This window comes from Thiobacillus sp. SCN 63-57 (assembly GCF_001725555.1).
Lineage (GTDB): Bacteria > Pseudomonadota > Gammaproteobacteria > Burkholderiales > Thiobacillaceae > Thiobacillus.
In genome coordinates, this window is the sequence record NZ_MEGP01000012.1 from 14,739 (window position 1) to 34,160 (window position 19,422).

Here is a 19,422-nt window from a genome sequence, read left to right on the forward strand (position 1 = left end):
CGGCCCGGGTTTGTGCGGCAAGCCCTAGGCTGCGGGGTGCAGGTGACGGACAAACCAGGCTGCGGCCTGCCTGGCCACGGCTTCCAGCGTGCCGGGTTCCTCGAACAGGTGGGTGGCGCCAGGAACGATCACCATGTCCTTCTCGCAATTCAGCTGATCGTAGGCCAGCTGGTTGAGGTCGATCACGCCGTCGTCATGGCCGCCAACCAATAAAAGCGTGGGCGCGCTCACCCGCAGCAGTGCCTGCTCGCTGGCGAGGTCGGGGCGACCGCCGCGCGAGACCACCGCGCGGACTTCGCCGCCCAGTTCGGCCGCGGCCTCGAGTGCAGCCGCGGCGCCGGTACTGGCGCCAAACAATCCAAGCGGGAGGTTCCGGGTGGCGGCCTGTACGCGGACCCAGCGCACTGCATCCAGCAGACGCTGCGTCAACAGCCCGATGTCGAAGCGCCGGGCGTAATCGCGATCCTCCTCCGGCGTCAGCAGGTCCATCAGCAACGTGCCTACGCCGGCTGCGCGCAGCTCGCCGGCAACGTAGTTGTTGCGGGGAGAATGACGCGACGAGCCGCTGCCATGGGCGAACAGCACCAACCCGATGGCGCCGTCGGGAATCTCCAGCATGCCCTCGACGGTGACGTTGCCGGCAGGGATGTGGACCAGGGTGGACGTGTTCATGCGCGGTCCTCCCGGTGCATGGAAATCGGAATGCGGCGATTGCCGAAGGGGTGGCTGAACGTGCCGAAGCGGCCTGCGATGGCATGACCGCAATGCGGGCAATGGCCGTCGGGCGTGACACTGTAATGCTCGATGCGATACCAGTCGCGCACGATCAGGGCTTCATGGCAGGCTGGGCAGGCGGTGGTACCGCCGGTGGTGTCGTGCACGTTGCCGGTGTAGACGTAATGCAGTCCGGCCTTCAACGCGATGTCGCGCGCACGGCTCAGCGTCGAGGCAGGCGTGGGAGGCACGTCCTGCATTTTCCAGTCGGGGTGGAAGGCCGAGAAATGGAGCGGTACCTCGGGGCCGAGTTCGCGCAGGATCCACTGGCTCATCGCCTCAAGCTCGGCGTCGGAATCGTTGTGGCCGGGAATCAGCAGCGTGGTGATCTCGAACCAGACGTCGGTCTCGCGCTTGAGATACACCAGCGTGTCGAGCACCGGCTGCAGATGCGCACCGGTCAGCTTGACGTAGAAGTCGTCGGTGAAGGCCTTGAGGTCGACGTTGGCCGCGTCCATCTTCGCGTAGAACGCGCGGCGCGGTTCATCGTGGATGTAGCCGGCGGTCACCGCCACCGTCTTGAGGCCGCGCGCATGGCAGGCGTCGGCGACGTCCATCGCATATTCGGCAAAGATCACCGGGTCGTTGTAGGTGAAGGCCACGCTCCTGCAGCCGGCGCGTTCCGCCGCGATGGCGATCTCGTCCGGCGCGGCCTGGTCCATCAGCGTATCGGTCTCGCGCGACTTGGAGATGTCCCAGTTCTGGCAGAACTTGCACGCCAGGTTGCAGCCGGCCGTGCCGAAGGAGAACACCGACGATCCGGGGTAGAAGTGGTTGAGCGGCTTCTTCTCGATGGGGTCGACGCAGAAGCCGGATGAGCGGCCATAGGTCGTGAGCACCATCCGGCCACCTTCCATCTTGCGCACGAAGCACAAGCCGCGCTGGCCCTCGTGCAGCTTGCAGTCGCGGGGACAGAGATCGCACTGGATGCGACCGTCGGGCAGCGTATGCCACCAGCGCGCGGGGGTGTGCGATTCGGGGATGCTCATGCGGCCACCTCTTCAAAAGGACGTAGGGGCATTGGATAGCGCGTCGGTGGCGGCCACATTCGCGGTCGTTCGCACGTGCCGAGGCTCACTGCTCATGCGGCCCCTCCTCTTTCCACTTGCTCACCGTGTAGCGCGACAGCTTCACCTGCTCCGCCCAGAAATCCGCGGGCAGTCCGGCCTTGCGTTTCAGGTGGGCCAGAAACTCAGCCGGCTCCGGCAGTTGTTCCCATACCTGCGGCAGGAAAGTGCTGCGGTAGTGGCCATACTCGAACACCACGCCGTCGATGTGCGGGCGCAACACAGCGAGCGCCGCCGCTTCATCAGCCGCCGTCAGCGGCTCGGTCGACGACAGCAGCGACACCTCGACCCGGATCTCGTCGAACTCGGTCTGGGACAGCGGCATGAAGCGCGGGTCGCGGAACGCCGCCGCCACTGCGTTCTCGCGCACGTCGACACTGAGCGGGCGATGCGCCTCCAGCGTGCCGATGCAGCCGCGCAGCTTGCCCTGCCGGGTCAGGGTGACGAAGGTCGCACCCGGTTCGGCCAGCCAATCGGACTGCGCGGATGCCGCGCCCGGGTGGCCCAGCTTCGAGGCGATTTCCGTGCGCGCCAGCTTCAGCAGGGTCTCGCCCTTCTCCGCATCCGGCCGGTCGCTGTCGGCCGCCGGCTGGAAAGCGAAGGCGGCGTAGCCGACCACCCGCTCGGGGTCACCTGCGGTGTCGCTGGAGTTGCGCACGTCCAGCGCGACCGGGTGCAAGCCGTGCCGTTTAGCGGCCAACAGCAGACCGTTGACCGGCGTCGCGCCGCAGGCCTGCTCGTGGTTGAGATGCGGATTCAGCGCCAGGATGGCCTTGACGGTCTCGCCGTCCACCTGGCGGGCGAGCGCGTCGGGCAGGAAATGCGACAGATCGGAACTGATCACGATCAGCGTCTCGTCGCCGCCCCACACCTGCTCCAGCACCTCGGCCACCTCGGCGGCGCTGGCGTCGCCCACTGCCAGCGGCAGCAACTGGAAGTCGCCCAGCACCTGCTGCAGGAAGGGCAACTGCACTTCCAGCGAATGCTCCATCTGGTGGGCCGCCGCGCTGAGCACCACCTGCGGCAGTCCGGCGAGCGCCTGCATGCCCGCGCAGTCCAGCGGGACGTCGCCAAGCGGCGTGGCAAAACGCTCCGCCTCGGGCAGCGCCAGCCCGCGGACCGGGACACGGTGGGTGGGACCGAGCAGCACCACCCGGCGGATGCGGCCGCGCAGATCGGCCAATGCCGAATAGGCGCTGGCGGCAATGGCACCGGAATAGATATAGCCGGCATGCGGTACGATCAGGGCCTTCGGGGCAGGCCGGGCAGCGCCTGCCCCGGCGTGGGCCAGCAGGTCGGCGACGGTGCGCTTGAGCTCAATCGGGTTGTCCGGGTAGAACAATCCCGCAACGGCAGCGGGGCGGATGGTGGACATACGGCATTCCTCATTAATCAGCCTAGTAAATCTGGGGGATTTGTCCGCTTTCAAGTGATGCCTGGCCGGATCCGCGTTTGCGCCGATAATAATGTGCCCGAGGCGACCGGATCGCCCTCATTCCAATATCGAGGAGATTTATGGCTTCATCCAGAGCGGCCGACGAAGGCACCCTGCTCAAGGCCATCCTGCAGGAATCGGCAACCGAGGTGATGGTGTTCGACGCCGACACCCTGCGGATCGTCCAGGCCAATCCGGCGGCGGCCAAGAATCTGCAATACCAGCCCCGAGCCCTGCAGAAACTGACACCGCTGGATTTTCTGCCTCCCGAGGACAGGCAGGCCTTCCATACCCTGCTCACCCTGCTCAGACACGGGAAAAAGCGCCGCACCGCGCTCAGCGTGCACTGCCGCCGCCGGGATGGGACCCTGTATCCCGTCGAGGTCCGGATGCTGTACTCGGCCGACCACGAAAAACCGGTTTTCATCTGGATCGCCAATGACGTCAGCCAGCGCGAGGCCACACGGCAGGCCCTGGCGCATTCGGTATCGGACATGCACGCGATCGTGGCGCATATCCCGGGCATGGCGTTCCAGATCCAGCGCCGGCACGATGCCCCGCCCACGCTGCGCTACGTGAGCGAACAATCCGCCCAGCTGCTCGGCATCAAGGCGTCCGCCTTGCATGGCAAGCCCGAGCGCTTCTACAAGCTGATCCTGGAGGAGGACCGGCCCGACTATCTGGCCCAGCTGGCGCAAGCCGACGGCGGCCACATGACCTTCAACTGGGAGGGCCGCATCTGGATGAAAGCCTGGAAGGACGTGAAATGGGTCGCGATACGCGTCAGCCAGCGCAAGGACGAGGACAGCACGATCTGGGACGGCATCATGCTGAACATGACGCACAGCAAGCAGGCCGAGGCCGAACTCCTGCGGTCGCGGGCCCAGTTGAGCGCACTGGCCGCACACGTCGAAGCGGTCAAGGAACAGGAGCGCCTGCACCTGGCCCGCGAGGTGCACGACGACCTGGGCGGCAACCTCACCACCATCAAGATCGGGCTATCCTGGCTGATGCGGCACCTCCCGTCCGACCAGCCGCTGCTGATCCAGCGCACGGCCTACCTGGACAACGTGGTCGACCAGACCTTCGAGGCCGCGCACCGGATCGCCTCCAACCTGCGGCCGGCAGCGCTCGATTTCGGCATCGTTCCCGCCATCGCCTGGCAGCTGCAGCGTTTTACCCGCAACACCGATATTCCCCATGAATTCAGTGCGCCCGAGGATGCCATCCCGCTCGGCCCCGATGCGGAGATCGCCGCGTTCCGCATCGTGCAGGAAGCGCTGACCAACGTCGCCAAGCACGCCCGCGCCACGCGGGTGAAACTCAGGCTGGTGCGGGAACCGGACAGCCTGCGGATCACGCTGACCGACAATGGCCGCGGCCTCCAGCCCGCGCCGGGAAACGGGCATGGCTTCGGCATACTCGGCATGATCGAGCGCGCAGCCGCACTGGGCGGCGAACTCACTGTACAGCCCGCCAAACGGAAGGGCACCCAGGTCAGCCTGCGCATTCCCCTGGCCGTCGCTGTGCCCGATCCGGCGGAATGACGGCATAATCGTCCCCATACCAAGCAGAGAACGCTCGTGGCAGCCGCAAAACCCTATCGCATCCTCATCGTCGACGACCACGCCATCGTTCGCGAGGGACTCAAGCTGATCCTGGCCGACGTCGAAGACATCGTAGTGGCCGGCGAGGCCGACTGTTCCAGCCGCGCCCTGCAGATGGCACGGCTGGAACCGTGGGACATGGTACTGATGGACATCTCCATGCCCGACCGCAATGGTCTGGAAACGCTGGAACTCATGAAAAAGGAGCATCCCGGCATCAAGGTGCTGATGCTCTCCATGTACCGGGAGACCCAATATGCGGTGCGGGCGCTGAAATCCGGCGCGGCGGGCTATCTCAACAAGCAGAGCGCGCCCGACCAGCTGGTCGATGCCATCCGCCTGGTCGCCTCGGGCAAGAAATACATCAGCGCCGAAGTCGCCCAGGAACTCGCCAGCCAGGTCAGCGGCGAACGCGCCGGCCTGCCGCACGAGGCCCTGTCCAACCGCGAATACCAGACCCTGTGCATGATCGCCTCGGGGCTGACCGTCTCCGCCATCGCCGACAAGCTCGCCCTGTCGGTCAAGACCATCAGCATGTACCGGGCCCGCCTGCTGCAGAAAATGCAGTTGAAAAACAACGCCGAACTGACGCATTACGCCATCAAGCACGGGCTGCTGGACTGAGTTGCAAGTCACACGCAGCACGTTTCAAGTTTTTCCTTGTAATTTGTAACTTGAAACGTGCAGCTGTCTTCAGAAATACCGGGGTTTTCCCGCCTTAATCCGGACTTCATCCTGCCGGGGCCAGCCCTACCATGCGAGGCATAGTCAATGCCCTTCCCGGGCCTGAGTGCCGACATGGCTGAGCCGAACGACAAAATCAATCTTGCCAATCCGACCGAAGTCGCGCGCGAAACCCTGCGCCGCCTGGCCCTGCGGCGGATCGCGCCGACCCCGGACAATTACCAGACGCTGTACGAGGAAATCGTGGGCGGGCCGAGCGCCCAGTCCGCTATTCCCTCGAATGCAGCCACGGCCGCCAGCGCCCTGTCCGGCCTGGTGATGGACCTCAACCTGCATCATCCCGAACTGGCTGCGCCCGTGGAAACGCTGAACCAGGCCATCCGCAAGAACGACTGGACGCAATGCCGCAAGCAACTGGGCCAGATCACCCTGCAGCTCAAGCAACAGGGCGAAAGCAGCGGAGGCGGCGGGGAAAACCTGGCCTTGCTGCGCGACCTGCTGGCCAAAACCCTGGAATTCGGCGTCGTCACCCAGCTGTCGCACAGTCCGCGCCTGGCCGAGAAAGCCCAGCATCTCGCCGCCGCGGTGCGCGACGCCAACAGCGCATCGGCCTTGCGCAGCGTCACGTCCGGACTGAAATCCCTGTGGGTCGGCATCGAAATGCAGGCCCCGGATCTCCAGCAGCAGCAGGAGATGCTCAAGCGCATCCTGCTGCTGCTGGTCGAAAACATCGGCGAACTGCTGGACGATGACACCTGGCTGCGCGGCCAGCTCGACATGGTCGAGGAAGTCATCGCAGGCCCGCTCCAGATCCAGTCTCTGCAGGAAGCGGAGAAGCGGCTCAAGGAAGTCATCTACAAGCAGAGCATGGTCAAGCACGGCCTGCGCGAGGCCACCGCCACGCTGAAAGCCACCATGACCACCTTCGTCAGCCGCATGCGGGACGCCGTGGCGGCCAACGACGAATACCAGGGCAAGATCGCCACCCACATCGAGCGCATCCGCAATACCGAGGACGTACTGGAACTGAACCGCATTCTCGAGAACCTGCTGGACGAAACGCGCAGCGCGCAGGCCGACACCCGGCGCGCCCACGAGCAACTGATCGGGGAGCGCGATGCCGCCGTGCAGGCGGAGAGCCGCATCAAGCAACTGGAAACCGAACTCGCCCAGATGAGCGCCCTGGTGCGCGAAGATCCGATGACCCGCAGTCTCAACCGGCGCGGGCTGGACGACGAATTTGCGCGCGAGGCATCGCGTGCCGACCGTTACGACACGCCCTTCAGCATCGCCGTGCTCGACGTCGACAATTTCAAGGCGCTGAACGACAAGCGCGGCCACCAGACCGGCGACGAGGCGCTGATCCACCTGGTCAAGGTGGCAAAGGAAGAACTGCGCATCACCGACCATATCGCGCGGATGGGCGGCGAGGAATTCCTGATCATTCTGCCCAACACTCCGCTCGATGAGGCCGCGCGCATCATCACCCGCCTGCAGCGCAGCCTCACCAAGAAATATTTCCTCGACAACAACGAAAAAGTATTGATCACCTTCAGCGCCGGCGTCGCCCAGCGCGTGCCTGGCGAATCGCAGGAAGCCTCCATCGCCCGGGCCGACAGCGCCATGTACCTAGCCAAGCACAGCGGCAAGAACCGCGTCTGTCTGGCTTCGGACGCGCCTGTCAAGGCCGGGGAATGAAGATCATGCAGATTTTTGAAACAGCGGCCTTAACTTTCTCCAACCCCCGACGATTCCTCACACAACGGCGGTTCATGTAGCCCCAACGGGCAGACCAACGTTGACGGCACCAGAGCACCCTTTGGGGCATAGAAGCCGGAACCATCGACCCACTTAAGGAGAAACAAATGGCACAAGTAATCAACACCAACGTAGGCGCTCTCTTCGCTGGCGCTGCACTGAACAAATCGGCGATCGCTTTGCAAACCGCCCAGCAACGCCTGTCCTCCGGCCTGCGCATCAACAGCGCCGCGGATGACGCGACCGGCCTGGGCATCGCCACCACCTACGATTCGAAGATCCGCGGCGCGAACATGCAGATCCGCAATGCCAACGACGGCATTTCCAAGGCCCAGATCTCCGACGGCTACCTGGCCCAGATCACGGAAAACACCCAGCGCCTGCGCGAAATCTATGTGCAGACCGGTGCGGTCTCCAACCAGGAGGCAACCGCCCTCCTCGCTGAAAACGCGCGTATCGACGGCCTGGTTACCGCCAGCACTGCGGTGACGGTGGACGAAAGCGGCGGCACGGCCGGCGGCACGGGCGGCACCTTCACCGCTGCGACGTCCTACTCCAACCTGGCTGCATTCGACACCGAGTTGACCGCCATCGGCACCGCCCGTGCCAAGTTCGGCGCCGACATGTCGTCGCTGGCTTCCGCCGTGGCCACGCTGCAGACCGCTTCGGTGAACTACTCGGCTTCCTACAGCCGCGTCATGGATACCGACTACGCTGCCGAAACCGCGGCCCAGGCCAAGAACAACATCCTGCAACAGGCCGGTACCGCGGTCCTGGCGCAGGCCAACCAGACGCCGCAAACCGTGCTGACCCTGCTGCGTTAAGCGGTTTTTGATAGGAGACACCCCCAACCGGAGCAGTCGGTTGGGGATTTGACATGAAGGATATCGCGATGATTATCCAGAACACCCCCCTCATGAATCAGGCCGCGCTCCCGGCCGCGCGCGCCCATGGCGCCGCCCATACCGAATCCAAGGTCGTCGCCAACACCCCGGCCCATAATGTTCCCCAACAGCCTTCCGCGGCAGAACTGAAAAACGCCGTGGAAATGCTCAACAAAGCCATGCAGCAATCGAACCAGAACCTCGAGTTCAGCGTGGACACCGACACGAAAAAAGTCGTGGTCAAGATGGTGGACACCAGTACGGGTCAACTGATTCGCCAATTTCCGTCCGAAGAAACCCTTGCGATTTCGCGAGGTATCGAACAATTCCAGCAAGGTCTGCTGCTGAAACAAAAGGCTTGAGTCAGGAGGTCCATCATGGCCATTACTTCGTCGACCACGACCGCACTCGATGTTCCCACTCTCGTCTCGCAGCTGATGGCCGTCGAGCGACGTCCGATCGACACGCTCAACACCCAGATCACCAGCTACCAGACCAAGATTTCTTCCTTCGGCACGCTGAGCGGCCTGGTCTCGAGTTTCCAGACCGCAGCCCAGAATCTGGGCACCACCCTGCAGAAACTCGCCGCCACGCCCTCCGATCCCAGCGTCTTTTCCGCCACCGCGGGCAGCACCGCCGTGCCCGGCAACTACACGGTCGAGGTGAGCAAGCTGGCGCAGTCGCAGAGCCTGGTTGCCGCAGGACAGGCCAGCAGCACGGCCGCCATCGGCAACGGCACCGCCACCACGGTCACGTTCGACTTCGGCACCATCGGCGGCGGCACCCTGACCAACGGGGTATACAGCGGCGCGGCCTTCACGTCGAACGGCAACGGCACCGCCAGCATCACCATCGACAGCACCAACAACACCCTGGAAGGCATACGTGACGCGATCAACTCCGCCGCCATGGGCGTGACCGCGACCATCGTCAACGACGGGTCGGGCACGCCCTACCGCCTGGCGCTGACCTCAGGCAGTTCCGGTGCCAGCAACAGCATGAAAATCACCACCAGCGGCGGCGACGGCTCCATCGACAGCCTGCTGGCTTACGATCCGGCCGGCACGCAGAATCTGACCCAGACCATCGCCGCCCAGAATGCCGATCTCACGGTGAACGGGATCGCGATCACCAGCGCTTCCAACACGGTGAGCGAGGCCATCCAGGGTGTCACGCTGACGCTCACGAACACCACCGCCGCGCCAGCCAGCCTGACGGTCGCGCGCGACACCACGGCAATCAACACCGCGGCATCCGGGTTTGTCGACGCCTACAACGCCCTGGCCGGCCAGATCAAATCCCGTTCCGCCTACGCCACCAACGGCTCGGCAGGGGGCGCCCTGGCGGGGGACGGCACCTTGCGCGTCATGCAGGACCAGCTGCGCAGCATTTTCAATACGCCCGCCAGTGGCGGCACCCTGACTTCGCTTGCCGAGGTCGGCATCGCCTTCCAGAAGGACGGTTCGCTGAGCCTGGACAGCAGCAAGCTCAACAGCGCCATCTCGGCCAATTTCAGCGATGTGACCAATTTGTTCTCGTCGTCGACGGGCTTCGCTACCCGGCTGGCCGACTGGGCCCAGTCCACGCTCGATCCCGGCGGCCTGATCGATACGCGCACCCAGAGTCTCAACAAATACGTCCAGGACCGCAACGACGAAATCGACCGGCTGGAGAACCAGATGACGGCCCTGCAGAAGAAATACACGGCCGAATATACCAACCTGAACCTTCTGCTGAGCCGCATGAATTCCACCAGCACGTATCTGACCCAGCAGCTGAGCAGCACCTCGTCCAAATGAGCGCCGTCTGCATCGTTCCGAACGCGCCACGTGACTGCCCCGCCGGCCGTCCGCATCAATAAACCAGGAGGAAGACGTGTACACACAATCCAGAGTTGCCGCCAACGCCTACGCCAACGTCGGTCTCGAAACCGGCGTGGTGGCCGCCAATCCGCACCAGCTCATCATCATGCTGTATGAGGGGGCCGAACTTTCGGTGCGGATGGCAATCCGGCACATGAATGAAGGCGATCTGGTCAAGAAATCGGCCGCCATCACCAAGGCCAGCACCATCATTCTGGAAGGCCTGCGCACTGCACTCGATACCCGCCAGGGGGGCAAACTCGCGATGCAGCTCGACGCCCTGTACGACTACATGGGCAAGCGCCTGATGCTCGCTCATCTCAACAACCAGACCGAGCCCCTGGAAGAAGTGCTGGGGTTGTTGCGTGAACTGCATGACGCCTGGAAACAGATCGGCGTCACCGGCCAATCCCACGCCGTCCCCCTCCAACATCCCATCGCCGCTTGAACCGGAGACTTTCATGACCAGCCACGAAATCCTCACCACCTATGAATCGCTCTCCGAACTGACCGGCAGCATGCTGAATGCCGCCCGCCAGGGCGAATGGGATGATCTGGCCGTGCTGGAGCAACGCTGCCAGGCCTATGTCGGCAGCCTGATGCAAACCGATCGGGTTCGCCTGAACGAAAGCGAACAACGCACCAAGGTCGCGATCATCCGTACCATCCTGCAGAATGATGCCCAGATCCGTGCACTGGCCGAACCGCGCCTGCACGAATTGCAGCAGCGCCTGAGCCTGTCGCGCGCGAGCCAGCGCAGCGTCAAGGCCTACAACGCGCAGCGAACCTGACGCCTCTCCCATGTTCCCGGTTCAGTTCATGGCTCGCATGATGGATGCCCCGCTCTCGCGGGACACCACGCCGCGGCCCGTGTCCGGACTGGTGCCTGTACAGGCGGTTCTGAACGCCACCGAACGCGACCAGACCACCCCGCGTCCCACCTTCGAACACCTGGCTCTGGGGCAGACGCTGACCGGCCTGGTCAAGAGCCTGAGCAAGGGCCTGGCGCTGGTCGAGATCGACGGACAAACCGTTGCGATGCGGCTGCCGCCCGAAACGGCGCCGGGCGATACGCTACGTCTGCGCTTCGCCGGCCACATGCCGCAACCCGTATTTCTGCTCGCCACCCCGCAAGCTGCCGCCAGCGACACCCCGCAGTTGAGCCAGACGGCACGCATGCTGAGCGACTTGATGCAGCACCTGCCGGGACACAATGCCTTGCCCACGGTCACCCCGAACGGTCCTCTGCTCGACCAGCCGAACGCAAACCCGGCGGTGATGGCGCTTGCGCTGCGTACCGCGCTGGTCCGCAGCGGCCTGTTTTATGAATCCCACCTCGCCAACTGGGCGGTTGGCCAGGACAGTCTGGACGGCCTGATGCAGGAGCCGCAGAATCGACTCGTCGCGACGGAAACCGCGCGCGCTGCTGCCAACCCCGCCGGTACGCTCGCCCTGCCCAATACCGCCGAAGCGGCCGGCGACAAGCCGCTCAATCCCATGCACGCCCTGCTGTCGCAGCAATTGCAGGTGCTGGAGTCCCCGCAATTCGTCTGGCGCGGGGAAGTATGGCCGGGCCAGCCACTGGAATGGCATCTGCGCCAGGAAACCGATACCGAGCAGGGGCAGGCGCACGCCGATGCTGCCAACGACGCCGGAACAGGCTGGGAATCGCATCTCAAACTGAGCCTGCCACAACTCGGCAACCTGACCGTGCACATCAAGCTCGATGCTCACCAGGCATTCAGCATCCGGATGGTGCCGGAACAGCCCGAATCCGAGACCCTGCTGCAGCAAAACCGGGGACAGCTGGCGAAGCGGCTGGCCGACGCCGGCTGCGCGCTCCACAGCCTGACGGTGCAACACGATGACGGCACCTGACAAACAGCGGGCCGCGGCGGCGCTCGCCTACCGGACCGGCGATGCGGCGCCGCGTGTGGTCGCTAAGGGTCGGGGCATTCTTGCCGATACTATTATCGAGAGAGCACGCGCGTCAGGCGTATACGTCCACGAATCGCGCGAGTTGCTGGCGCTGCTGATGCAGATCGACCTCGACAGCCACATTCCGCCGCAACTCTATATTGCGGTGGCCGAGTTGCTGGCCTGGCTTTACCACATGGAAGAATCCGATAAACAGGCATTGCCACATAACAACACTTGATCAGAATGGCTTCTTCACCCGAGCAACACGACCCCCATTCCTCCGAACACGAAGGCCAGCTGGCACGCTTTACCCTGCATTCGCGCACAGAGATACTCTTCCTGCTGCGTGCGATCCAGAAACGCAAGCTGCTGGTCAATCTCGATCTGCCGGGCAGCCGGCAGATCATCGTCACCTCGGTGCTCAAGGTGAACGAATCCAGCAACACCCTGATCCTCGACAGTGCCCGTGGCGACGCGCTCAACCACGAATTGCTGTCCGGCAAGGGGGCGGAGTTCGTCACCCAGCTCGACGGGGTGTCGATCACCTTTGCGACCGGCCCGGTGACCTTGTGCGAATACGAGAAGCTGCCGGCGCTGCGCATCGCCCTGCCACGCGCGATCATCCGCCTGCAACGGCGCGAGCATTTCAGGGTGCCGATGCCCATCGCCAACCCGGTCAGGTGCATTGTTCCCGCCCTCTCGACGGAGGATAACGAACCGATCTCCGCGCACATCGTGGATATCGGCTGCGGCGGCGTGGCGCTGGCCGACACCAGCGGACGCCTCGGCAATGCAGCCGGCCGCATCATGCCCGATTGCAAGCTGCTGCTGCCCGAGACGGAAGCGATCGTGACCACCCTCGAGGTCCGCAATTCGGCCCAGATACGCTTGCAGAACGGTGCGTTCCAGACGCGCCTGGGCTGCAAGTTCATCGATCTACCCAACGACATGGCGGCCAAGCTGCAGCGCTTTGTCATGGATATCGAGCGTGCGCGGCGAAACAGCCTTTAGAACGCACGCCCACCCCCTACATGAATGCTTCAAGGAGATCCCGCCATGCAAACGATCCAGCAGGAAATTGACGAACGGACCAATCTGACCAGTTCCAACAAACTGGAACTGCTGTTGTTTCGTCTGGGCGATGACCCCGGTCTCGACCGCAACGAGCTGTTCGGCATCAACGTATTCAAGATTCGCGAAATCATCCCCATGCCGACCATCACGGCCGTCGCCGGATCGCCGCCCCACATGATGGGCGTGGTCGATCTGCGCGGCCAGATCCTGCCGGTCATCGACCTGCCGGCCGTGGCGGGCTGCACCCCGAAAACGGGGCTGAACATCCTGCTGATCACCGAATACGCCCGTAGTACGCAAGCCTTTGCCGTCGAATCGGTCGAGGACATCGTACGGCTCGACTGGCGCCAGGTGCTGTCTGCCGAAGGCAATGGCGCGAGCGGCATGGTCACCAGCATCGCCCGCCTGGACGGCGAGAACAGTGATCGGCTGGCCCAGGTGCTCGACGTGGAAACGATCCTGCGCCAGGTCATGCCGTCGACCGAACTGGAAATCGATCCCGAGAATATCGGCCCGCATGTCGATCTCAAACCGGGCACCGTCATCCTGGCGGCCGACGACTCGCTGATCGCGCGCACCATGATCGAGCAGGGGCTCGAGGCCATGGGCCTGCCCTACATCATGTGCAAGACCGGGAAGGAGGCCTGGGACCAGTTGCAGGCCTTCTCCGCCAAGGCGCAGGAAGAAGGCAAAACCGTCCACGACCGGGTCGCCCTGGTGCTGACCGATCTGGAGATGCCCGAGATGGATGGCTTCACGCTGACCCGCAACATCAAGCAGGACCCGCGCTTCAGCGCCATTCCCGTGGTGATCCACTCGTCACTGACCGGATCGACCAACGAGGCGCACGTCAGGAAGGTCGGCGCAGATGCCTATGTCGCGAAATTCGTCGCCGAGGACCTGGCAAATGCCTTACGCCAGGCACTGAGCACCGTGCATTGAAAAGCAAGTTGCAAGATGCAAGTTGCAAGTTGCAAGTTGCAAGAAATCTTAGGCCCAGGGCTGAAACCTGGGCGCCGCGTGAACCTTGTACCTTGAATCTTGCAACTTGAAGCCCTCGCATCGCGGGGGCGCTCTGTTTTAGATGCCCATGTTCATGATTTCTTGATAGGCGGATACCAGCTTGTTGCGGACCTGCACGGTCTGCTGGAAGGCAATACTGGATTTCTGCAATGAAATCATCGCGTCGGAGAGGCTGACACTGGGATCCCCCATCTCGAAACGGTCGGCCAGCTTCTTCGATTGCAACTGGACCTCGTTGACCTGGTCGAGCGAGGATTTCAGAGCCGACTGGAAATCGACCGCGCCGGTAGCCGGCTTGGCTTGAAGGGCGCCCTCGCCTATCGGATTGGCCCCTCCGGGCGTGGCGCGGGCCGCAGCAGCCTTCAGCTGCGCCACCATCGCCTCGATCCTGCTGGTATCGATCATGCCTACGCTCATTGTGCCCTCCTTGCCTGCTCAGGCGGTTTTCCACGTGCTCACCTTACCAGCCCGGTCACAAGCCATAAGCGCGATAAGCGCCTGAAACCGGCTTCTATTCTCCCGATTGAAAACCGTTGCACTGCCGATAATTCGTTCACATAGCGACATCCTCATGGGATCACACGGCATGAACACGGCAATCGAAAACAAGGCGCACCATGACGCCAGAACGATAGGGGCAGAATGATGGCGGGTGCAGGTGAAATGGTGGTTCCGGCCAACGTCATGGATTTCACACGGACGGCCGGCGGACGAAAAATCATGCTGATGCTGGGCGCAGCTGCGGTCATCGCGATCATGGCAGCCGTCTGGCTATGGGGGCAGCAGCCTTCTTATCGCGTCCTGTTCGCGAACTTCAGCGACCGTGACGGCGGAGCGATCGTCGCCGAGCTCGAGAAAATGAACATCCCCTACAAGTACGCCGAAGGCGGCGGCGCCCTGCTGGTGCCGGCCGACCGCGTCCACGATGCACGCCTGAAACTGGCTGCGCAAGGCTTGCCCAAGGGCGGCAATGTCGGCTTCGAACTGATGGAGAACCAGAAGCTGGGCGCCTCGCAGTTCCTCGAGCAGGTCAATTTCCAGCGCGCCATGGAAGGCGAACTGGCCCGTTCGATCGAATCCCTCTCGGCGGTGCAGGCCGCGCGCGTGCACCTGGCCATGCCCAAGGACTCGGTCTTCGTCTCCGAACAAAAACAGCCCACCGCCTCGGTGCTGCTCAACCTGCACCCCGGCCGCGTGCTGGACGCCCAGCAGGTCAGCGCCATCGTGCACCTGGTCGCCAGCAGCGTTCCCGAACTCTCGCCGAAGAACGTGACCATCGTCGACCAGAACGGCAACCTGCTGTCCGACACCAGCAAGGCAGCCAGCGCCAACGGCATGGACCCGAGCCAGATCAAGTACGTACAGGACTACCAGCAGAACGTCGCCAAACGGATCGAATCCATCATCTCCCCCATCGTCGGCGCGGAAAACGTGCGGGCCGAAGCGACGGCCGACATGGACTTCTCGCGCAGCGAACAAGCAGTCGAGTCCTACAAGCCGAACCAGACGCCCGATGCCATGGCCATCCGCAGCCAGCAGACCAGCGAATCGCAGAATGGCAGCACCAGTCCCGCCGGCGTACCGGGCGCGCTGACCAACCAGCCGCCGGCCCCGGCCACCGCCCCGATCACGGTGCCCGGCCAGAAGGCGCCTGCCGCAGCCGTGCCGGCCGCCCCGGCCACCAACACGCACAAGGACTCCACCGTCAACTATGAAGTCGACAAGACCATCCAGTACGTGCAGAAGGCGGGCGGCGGACTGAAGCGTCTGTCGGTCGCCGTGGTCGTCAACTACCGGAAAACCGTCGACAAGAACGGCAAGGTCGCCATGAAGCCGCTGAGCCCGGCCGAGATCACCCAGATCACCAATCTGGTCAAGGAAGCCATGGGCTACAACCAGGAACGCGGCGACACCCTCAACGTGGTGAACAGTTCCTTTGCAAGCCAGCCGCCGGAAATCATCCCCGAAGTACCGCTGTGGAAGCAGCCCCAGACCATCGACCTGGCCCTGCAGACGGGAAAATACCTGCTGATGGCCGTGGCGCTGCTGCTGCTGTATCTGCGCATGCTCAAGCCGATGCTGAAAAAGATCGCCGAGGCCCCCGCCCTGCCTGCACCCGGCCACGATGCCCATCTGCATCACGGTGGCGGCAGCGGCGACATGATGGCGCTGCCCGGTCAGCGCAATTACCAGGAAAACCTTGCGCGCGCGCAGAAACTGGCCAGCGAAGACCCGCGCGTCGTCGCCAACATCGTCAAAACCTGGGTAGGCAGCCATGAGTGACAACGGCATTACAAAGGGCGCAATCCTGATGCTCGCACTGGGCGAGGAAGGCGCGTCGGAAGTCATGAAATACCTCGGCCCGCGCGAAGTGCAGAAGCTGGGCGAGGCAATGACCAGCATGAAGGCCATTCCGCAGGAAGAGGTCGAGACCGTGCTGCACGACTTCAACAACGTGGCGGACCAGAATTCCTCGCTGGGCCTGGACTCGGACGACTATATCCGCAGCGTACTGAAGAAGGCACTGGGCGACGACAAGGCGAACTCGCTGCTCAACCGCATCCTCGGCGGCGGCGGCGATGCCAGCGGCATCGAAAGCCTGAAGTGGATGGACGCCGAATCGGTGGCCGATCTCATCCACAGCGAACACCCGCAGACCATCGCGACCATCCTCGTTCACCTGGAACGCGACCAGGCCTGCGAAGTGCTGGGCTGCTTCACCGAGCGCCTGCGCAACGACGTGCTGCTGCGCATTGCCACGCTTTCCGGCGTGCAGCCTGCCGCCCTGCGCGAACTGAACGACGTCCTGACCAAGCTGCTGTCCGGCAGCGACGTGTTGAAGAAACAGCCGATGGGCGGCACGCGCGCGGCGGCCGACATCCTCAACTTCATGAGCGGCGACAACGAGCAGTCCGCCATGGAGTACCTGAAGAGCTACGACCCCGACATGGCGCAGAAGATCATGGACGAGATGTTCGTGTTCGAGAACATCATGGACATCGAGGATCGCGGCGTGCAGTTGCTGTTGCGCGAAGTTCAGTCCGACTCGCTCATCATCGCGCTCAAGGGCGCGTCGGAAGAAATGCGCGAGAAAATCTTCAAGAACATGTCGCAACGTGCCGCTGAAATGATGCGGGAAGACCTGGAATCCAAGGGTCCGGTGCGCCTGTCCGAGGTCGAGGCGCAGCAGAAGGAAATCCTAATGATCGTCCGCCGCCTGGCCGACGAAGGCCAGATCTCGCTGGGCGCCAAGGGAGAGGAACAGTATGTCTAGCGTGTTGTCCAGCGTCGATCAGGCCGCCTGCCAGCCCTGGGAGATGACCAGCTTCGATGCCCACCTGCATCCGGCCAAGCAGGCCGGCCACACCGCCGTCGTCCTGCCGACGATCGAACAGATCACCGCCATCCAGGAACAGGCGAGACAGGAAGGCTATCAGGCTGGCCATGCCGAAGGGCTCGCCGCCGGGCGCGAGGAGGCCGCCCGCGAAGCGGCCCGTTTGCACGATCTGGCCAACACCTTCTCGACCGAGGTCGCCCAGGCTGATGAAATCATCTCCCAGCAAATTCTCGACCTGTCGATCGATCTGGCCCGTGCATTGTTGAAATCGGCGCTGGCGATCCGCCCCGAGCTGGTCATTCCCATCGTCAAGGAAGCGGTACGCTACCTGCCGGTTCTGCACCAACCGGCCCTGCTGTTCCTGAATCCGGCCGATGCCTTGCTGGTCAAGGAGCGGATCGGCGACGAACTCGAAAAAATGGGCTGGCAACTTGCCGACGACGGGCAGCTCGAACCTGGCGGCTGCCGCGTGGAAACGGCCAGCAACCAGATCGATGCCTCGCTGCCCACCCGCTGGCAGCGTCTGACCGCAGCGCTCAGCAAGAATTCGGACTGGCTTGCCGCCTGATGGATAGGGACATGCATGCCCACAGCACCCGCTGGAAGGCCTACCTGCAGGACTGCGGGGAACTGCTGGCGATCGCTGAACCCATGCAGATATCCGGCCGCGTCACCCGGGTGGCCGGGCTGGTGATGGAAGCCGTCGGACTGAAACTGCCGGTCGGCAGCGCCTGCACCGTGCCGCTGCCCAATGGTTCGCAACTCGAGGCCGAGGTGGTGGGATTCGCGGGAGATCATGTGTTCCTCATGCCGCAAAGCGACGTCGAGGGCATCGTGCCCGGCGCACGCGTGTTCCCGGTGGAGGTCATTCCCACCCTGCCCCGTGCCGGCCAGGTCAATCATCCGCGCCGGCGGCCCAGCGACCGTACCCGCCATCTGCCGGTCGGCGAGGGGTTGCTGGGACGCGTGCTCGACAGCGGCGGCCGTCCGCTCGACGGTCTCGGCCCCGTCCACGCCTCGGCTACCGCGCCGCTCAACAATCGCGCCGCCAACCCGCTGGCGCGCGCCCCCATCACCGACATCCTCGATGTCGGCGTACGCGCCATCAACAGCATGCTGACCGTCGGCCGTGGCCAGCGCATGGGCCTCTTCGCCGGCTCCGGCGTCGGCAAGAGCGTCCTGCTCGGCATGATGGCGCGCTACACCAGCGCGGACGTGATTGTGGTCGGCCTGATCGGCGAACGCGGCCGCGAGGTCAAGGAATTCATCGAGCAGATTCTCGGCGAGGAAGGCCTGGCGCGCGCCGTGGTCGTGGCCGCGCCGGCCGACACGCCGCCGCTCATGAGATTACAGGGCGCAGCGTACGCCACCTCGATCGCCGAGCATTTCCGTGACCAGGGCAAGAACGTGCTGCTGATCATGGATTCGCTCACCCGCTATGCCATGGCGCAGCGCGAGATCGCTTTGGCGATCGGCGAGCCGCCCGCGACCAAGGGCTATCCGCCATCGGTATTCGCCAAGCTGCCGGCGCTGGTCGAGCGTGCCGGCAACGGCAAGCCGGGCGGCGGCTCGATCACGGCCTTCTATACCGTGCTCACCGAAGGCGACGACCAGCAGGATCCGATCGCCGACGCCGCACGCGCCATTCTCGACGGCCACATCGTGCTGGATCGCTCGCTGGCCGAGAGCGGGCACTACCCGGCCATCAACATCGAGCAGTCGATCAGCCGCGCCATGCACAGCATCACGACGCTGGAACAGCAGCAGCTCGCACGCCGCCTGAAGAAGCTCTATTCGCGCTACGAGCGCAGCCGCGACCTGATCAACGTCGGCGCCTACGCGGCCGGCACCGACCCGCTGCTGGACGAGGCCATCCGGCTGCAAACCGGCATGGAGGCCTTTCTGCAGCAGGCCATCCACGAACGCGCCGACGTCCAGGAAAGCCTGGCCGATCTCGCCGCCCTGTTCCAATAACCCTTCCGACGAATCGAGCACAC

20 protein-coding genes are annotated in these 19,422 nt (G+C 63.9%); 16 read left to right on the forward strand and 4 right to left on the reverse strand.

Features of this window, described 5'->3' with window-relative positions; translation table 11 throughout:
* Window positions 1-24: 24 nt before the first annotated feature.
* The 3 genes from ABT23_RS05505 to amrB all read right to left on the reverse strand — a co-directional run bounded on the left by ABT23_RS05505 (window position 25) and on the right by amrB (window position 3,216).
* Window positions 25-672, reverse strand: coding sequence for an alpha/beta family hydrolase (locus tag ABT23_RS05505; RefSeq protein ID WP_296632321.1), 648 nt, complete (start codon window positions 670-672; stop codon window positions 25-27).
* Window positions 669-1,763, reverse strand: coding sequence for an AmmeMemoRadiSam system radical SAM enzyme (amrS, locus tag ABT23_RS05510; protein ID WP_296632324.1), 1,095 nt, complete (start codon window positions 1,761-1,763; stop codon window positions 669-671). Before amrS ends, ABT23_RS05505 begins: the two co-directional genes overlap by 4 nt.
* Before the next feature lie 85 nt (window positions 1,764-1,848).
* Complete coding sequence (gene amrB, locus ABT23_RS05515) at window positions 1,849-3,216, reverse strand: AmmeMemoRadiSam system protein B (protein WP_296632327.1); 1,368 nt, start codon at window positions 3,214-3,216, stop codon at window positions 1,849-1,851.
* A gap of 140 nt (window positions 3,217-3,356) precedes the next feature.
* On the opposite strand from amrB, the gene ABT23_RS05520 reads away from it, so the two are divergent.
* The 12 genes from ABT23_RS05520 (at window position 3,357) to ABT23_RS05575 (ending at window position 14,007) form a co-directional block, all read left to right on the forward strand.
* Window positions 3,357-4,823 (forward strand): PAS domain-containing sensor histidine kinase, encoded by a 1,467-nt coding sequence (locus ABT23_RS05520; protein ID WP_296632330.1) that lies wholly within the window; start codon window positions 3,357-3,359, stop codon window positions 4,821-4,823.
* A gap of 36 nt (window positions 4,824-4,859) precedes the next feature.
* On the forward strand, window positions 4,860-5,507 hold the full coding sequence (locus ABT23_RS05525) for a response regulator transcription factor (RefSeq protein ID WP_296632333.1): 648 nt from the start codon (window positions 4,860-4,862) through the stop codon (window positions 5,505-5,507).
* Window positions 5,508-5,681: 174 nt separating this feature from the next.
* Window positions 5,682-7,265 (forward strand): GGDEF domain-containing protein, encoded by a 1,584-nt coding sequence (locus ABT23_RS05530; protein ID WP_296632337.1) that lies wholly within the window; start codon window positions 5,682-5,684, stop codon window positions 7,263-7,265.
* 167 nt (window positions 7,266-7,432) lie between these two features.
* Complete coding sequence (locus ABT23_RS05535; protein ID WP_296632341.1) at window positions 7,433-8,149, forward strand: flagellin; 717 nt, start codon at window positions 7,433-7,435, stop codon at window positions 8,147-8,149.
* Between the two features lie 53 nt (window positions 8,150-8,202).
* Window positions 8,203-8,571 carry a flagellar protein FlaG gene (locus ABT23_RS05540; protein WP_296632344.1) on the forward strand — a complete coding sequence of 123 codons (369 nt, stop codon included), beginning with the start codon at window positions 8,203-8,205 and terminating at the stop codon, window positions 8,569-8,571.
* A gap of 15 nt (window positions 8,572-8,586) precedes the next feature.
* On the forward strand, window positions 8,587-10,008 hold the full coding sequence (gene fliD, locus ABT23_RS05545) for a flagellar filament capping protein FliD (RefSeq protein ID WP_296632346.1): 1,422 nt from the start codon (window positions 8,587-8,589) through the stop codon (window positions 10,006-10,008).
* Between the two features lie 76 nt (window positions 10,009-10,084).
* Window positions 10,085-10,519 carry a flagellar export chaperone FliS gene (gene fliS / locus ABT23_RS05550; RefSeq protein ID WP_296632348.1) on the forward strand — a complete coding sequence of 145 codons (435 nt, stop codon included), beginning with the start codon at window positions 10,085-10,087 and terminating at the stop codon, window positions 10,517-10,519.
* A 13-nt stretch (window positions 10,520-10,532) separates the two neighbouring features.
* Window positions 10,533-10,862, forward strand: a complete 330-nt coding sequence (locus tag ABT23_RS05555) for a flagellar protein FliT (RefSeq protein ID WP_296632350.1) — start codon at window positions 10,533-10,535, stop codon at window positions 10,860-10,862.
* Between the two features lie 28 nt (window positions 10,863-10,890).
* Window positions 10,891-11,949 (forward strand): flagellar hook-length control protein FliK, encoded by a 1,059-nt coding sequence (locus ABT23_RS05560; RefSeq protein ID WP_296632352.1) that lies wholly within the window; start codon window positions 10,891-10,893, stop codon window positions 11,947-11,949.
* Complete coding sequence (locus ABT23_RS05565) at window positions 11,936-12,229, forward strand: EscU/YscU/HrcU family type III secretion system export apparatus switch protein (RefSeq protein ID WP_296632354.1); 294 nt, start codon at window positions 11,936-11,938, stop codon at window positions 12,227-12,229. Before ABT23_RS05560 ends, ABT23_RS05565 begins: the two co-directional genes overlap by 14 nt.
* 5 nt (window positions 12,230-12,234) lie before the next feature.
* Window positions 12,235-13,002 carry a flagellar brake protein gene (locus tag ABT23_RS05570; RefSeq protein WP_296632356.1) on the forward strand — a complete coding sequence of 256 codons (768 nt, stop codon included), beginning with the start codon at window positions 12,235-12,237 and terminating at the stop codon, window positions 13,000-13,002.
* A 45-nt stretch (window positions 13,003-13,047) separates the two neighbouring features.
* Window positions 13,048-14,007, forward strand: coding sequence for a chemotaxis protein (locus ABT23_RS05575; RefSeq protein ID WP_296632358.1), 960 nt, complete (start codon window positions 13,048-13,050; stop codon window positions 14,005-14,007).
* Window positions 14,008-14,145: 138 nt separating this feature from the next.
* On the opposite strand, the gene fliE is transcribed toward ABT23_RS05575, so the two are convergent.
* Window positions 14,146-14,505, reverse strand: coding sequence for a flagellar hook-basal body complex protein FliE (gene fliE / locus ABT23_RS05580; RefSeq protein ID WP_296632360.1), 360 nt, complete (start codon window positions 14,503-14,505; stop codon window positions 14,146-14,148).
* Between the two features lie 228 nt (window positions 14,506-14,733).
* On the opposite strand from fliE, the gene fliF reads away from it, so the two are divergent.
* Genes fliF through fliI form a run of 4 tightly spaced genes read left to right on the forward strand, consistent with a single transcriptional unit; the run spans window position 14,734 to window position 19,399 of the window.
* Window positions 14,734-16,371: a flagellar basal-body MS-ring/collar protein FliF gene (gene fliF, locus ABT23_RS05585; RefSeq protein ID WP_296632407.1), complete on the forward strand. Its 1,638-nt coding sequence runs from the start codon at window positions 14,734-14,736 to the stop codon at window positions 16,369-16,371.
* Complete coding sequence (gene fliG, locus ABT23_RS05590; protein ID WP_026240991.1) at window positions 16,364-17,362, forward strand: flagellar motor switch protein FliG; 999 nt, start codon at window positions 16,364-16,366, stop codon at window positions 17,360-17,362. Before fliF ends, fliG begins: the two co-directional genes overlap by 8 nt.
* Complete coding sequence (locus tag ABT23_RS05595; protein ID WP_296632363.1) at window positions 17,355-17,993, forward strand: flagellar assembly protein FliH; 639 nt, start codon at window positions 17,355-17,357, stop codon at window positions 17,991-17,993. The genes fliG and ABT23_RS05595 overlap by 8 nt, the downstream gene beginning before the upstream one ends.
* Window positions 17,993-19,399, forward strand: a complete 1,407-nt coding sequence (gene fliI / locus ABT23_RS05600; protein ID WP_296632368.1) for a flagellar protein export ATPase FliI — start codon at window positions 17,993-17,995, stop codon at window positions 19,397-19,399. The genes ABT23_RS05595 and fliI overlap by 1 nt, the downstream gene beginning before the upstream one ends.
* Window positions 19,400-19,422: the final 23 nt, after the last annotated feature.

Excerpts from the sequence above, each read along its gene's own strand:
- ABT23_RS05555 (WP_296632350.1), top strand. The coding sequence starts at position 10,533 with ATGACCAGCCACGAAATCCTCACCACCTATGAATCGCTCTCCGAACTG.
- ABT23_RS05540 (WP_296632344.1), top strand. The coding sequence starts at position 8,203 with ATGAAGGATATCGCGATGATTATCCAGAACACCCCCCTCATGAATCAG.
- ABT23_RS05560 (WP_296632352.1), top strand. The coding sequence starts at position 10,891 with ATGGCTCGCATGATGGATGCCCCGCTCTCGCGGGACACCACGCCGCGG.
- ABT23_RS05505 (WP_296632321.1), bottom strand. The coding sequence starts at position 672 with ATGAACACGTCCACCCTGGTCCACATCCCTGCCGGCAACGTCACCGTC.
- fliG (WP_026240991.1), top strand. The coding sequence starts at position 16,364 with ATGAGTGACAACGGCATTACAAAGGGCGCAATCCTGATGCTCGCACTG.
- ABT23_RS05530 (WP_296632337.1), top strand. The coding sequence starts at position 5,682 with ATGGCTGAGCCGAACGACAAAATCAATCTTGCCAATCCGACCGAAGTC.
- ABT23_RS05575 (WP_296632358.1), top strand. The coding sequence starts at position 13,048 with ATGCAAACGATCCAGCAGGAAATTGACGAACGGACCAATCTGACCAGT.
- fliE (WP_296632360.1), bottom strand. The coding sequence starts at position 14,505 with ATGAGCGTAGGCATGATCGATACCAGCAGGATCGAGGCGATGGTGGCG.
- ABT23_RS05535 (WP_296632341.1), top strand. The coding sequence starts at position 7,433 with ATGGCACAAGTAATCAACACCAACGTAGGCGCTCTCTTCGCTGGCGCT.
- amrB (WP_296632327.1), bottom strand. The coding sequence starts at position 3,216 with ATGTCCACCATCCGCCCCGCTGCCGTTGCGGGATTGTTCTACCCGGAC.
- fliD (WP_296632346.1), top strand. The coding sequence starts at position 8,587 with ATGGCCATTACTTCGTCGACCACGACCGCACTCGATGTTCCCACTCTC.
- fliI (WP_296632368.1), top strand. The coding sequence starts at position 17,993 with ATGGATAGGGACATGCATGCCCACAGCACCCGCTGGAAGGCCTACCTG.
- ABT23_RS05520 (WP_296632330.1), top strand. The coding sequence starts at position 3,357 with ATGGCTTCATCCAGAGCGGCCGACGAAGGCACCCTGCTCAAGGCCATC.
- ABT23_RS05565 (WP_296632354.1), top strand. The coding sequence starts at position 11,936 with ATGACGGCACCTGACAAACAGCGGGCCGCGGCGGCGCTCGCCTACCGG.
- ABT23_RS05570 (WP_296632356.1), top strand. The coding sequence starts at position 12,235 with ATGGCTTCTTCACCCGAGCAACACGACCCCCATTCCTCCGAACACGAA.
- amrS (WP_296632324.1), bottom strand. The coding sequence starts at position 1,763 with ATGAGCATCCCCGAATCGCACACCCCCGCGCGCTGGTGGCATACGCTG.
- ABT23_RS05595 (WP_296632363.1), top strand. The coding sequence starts at position 17,355 with ATGTCTAGCGTGTTGTCCAGCGTCGATCAGGCCGCCTGCCAGCCCTGG.
- fliF (WP_296632407.1), top strand. The coding sequence starts at position 14,734 with ATGGCGGGTGCAGGTGAAATGGTGGTTCCGGCCAACGTCATGGATTTC.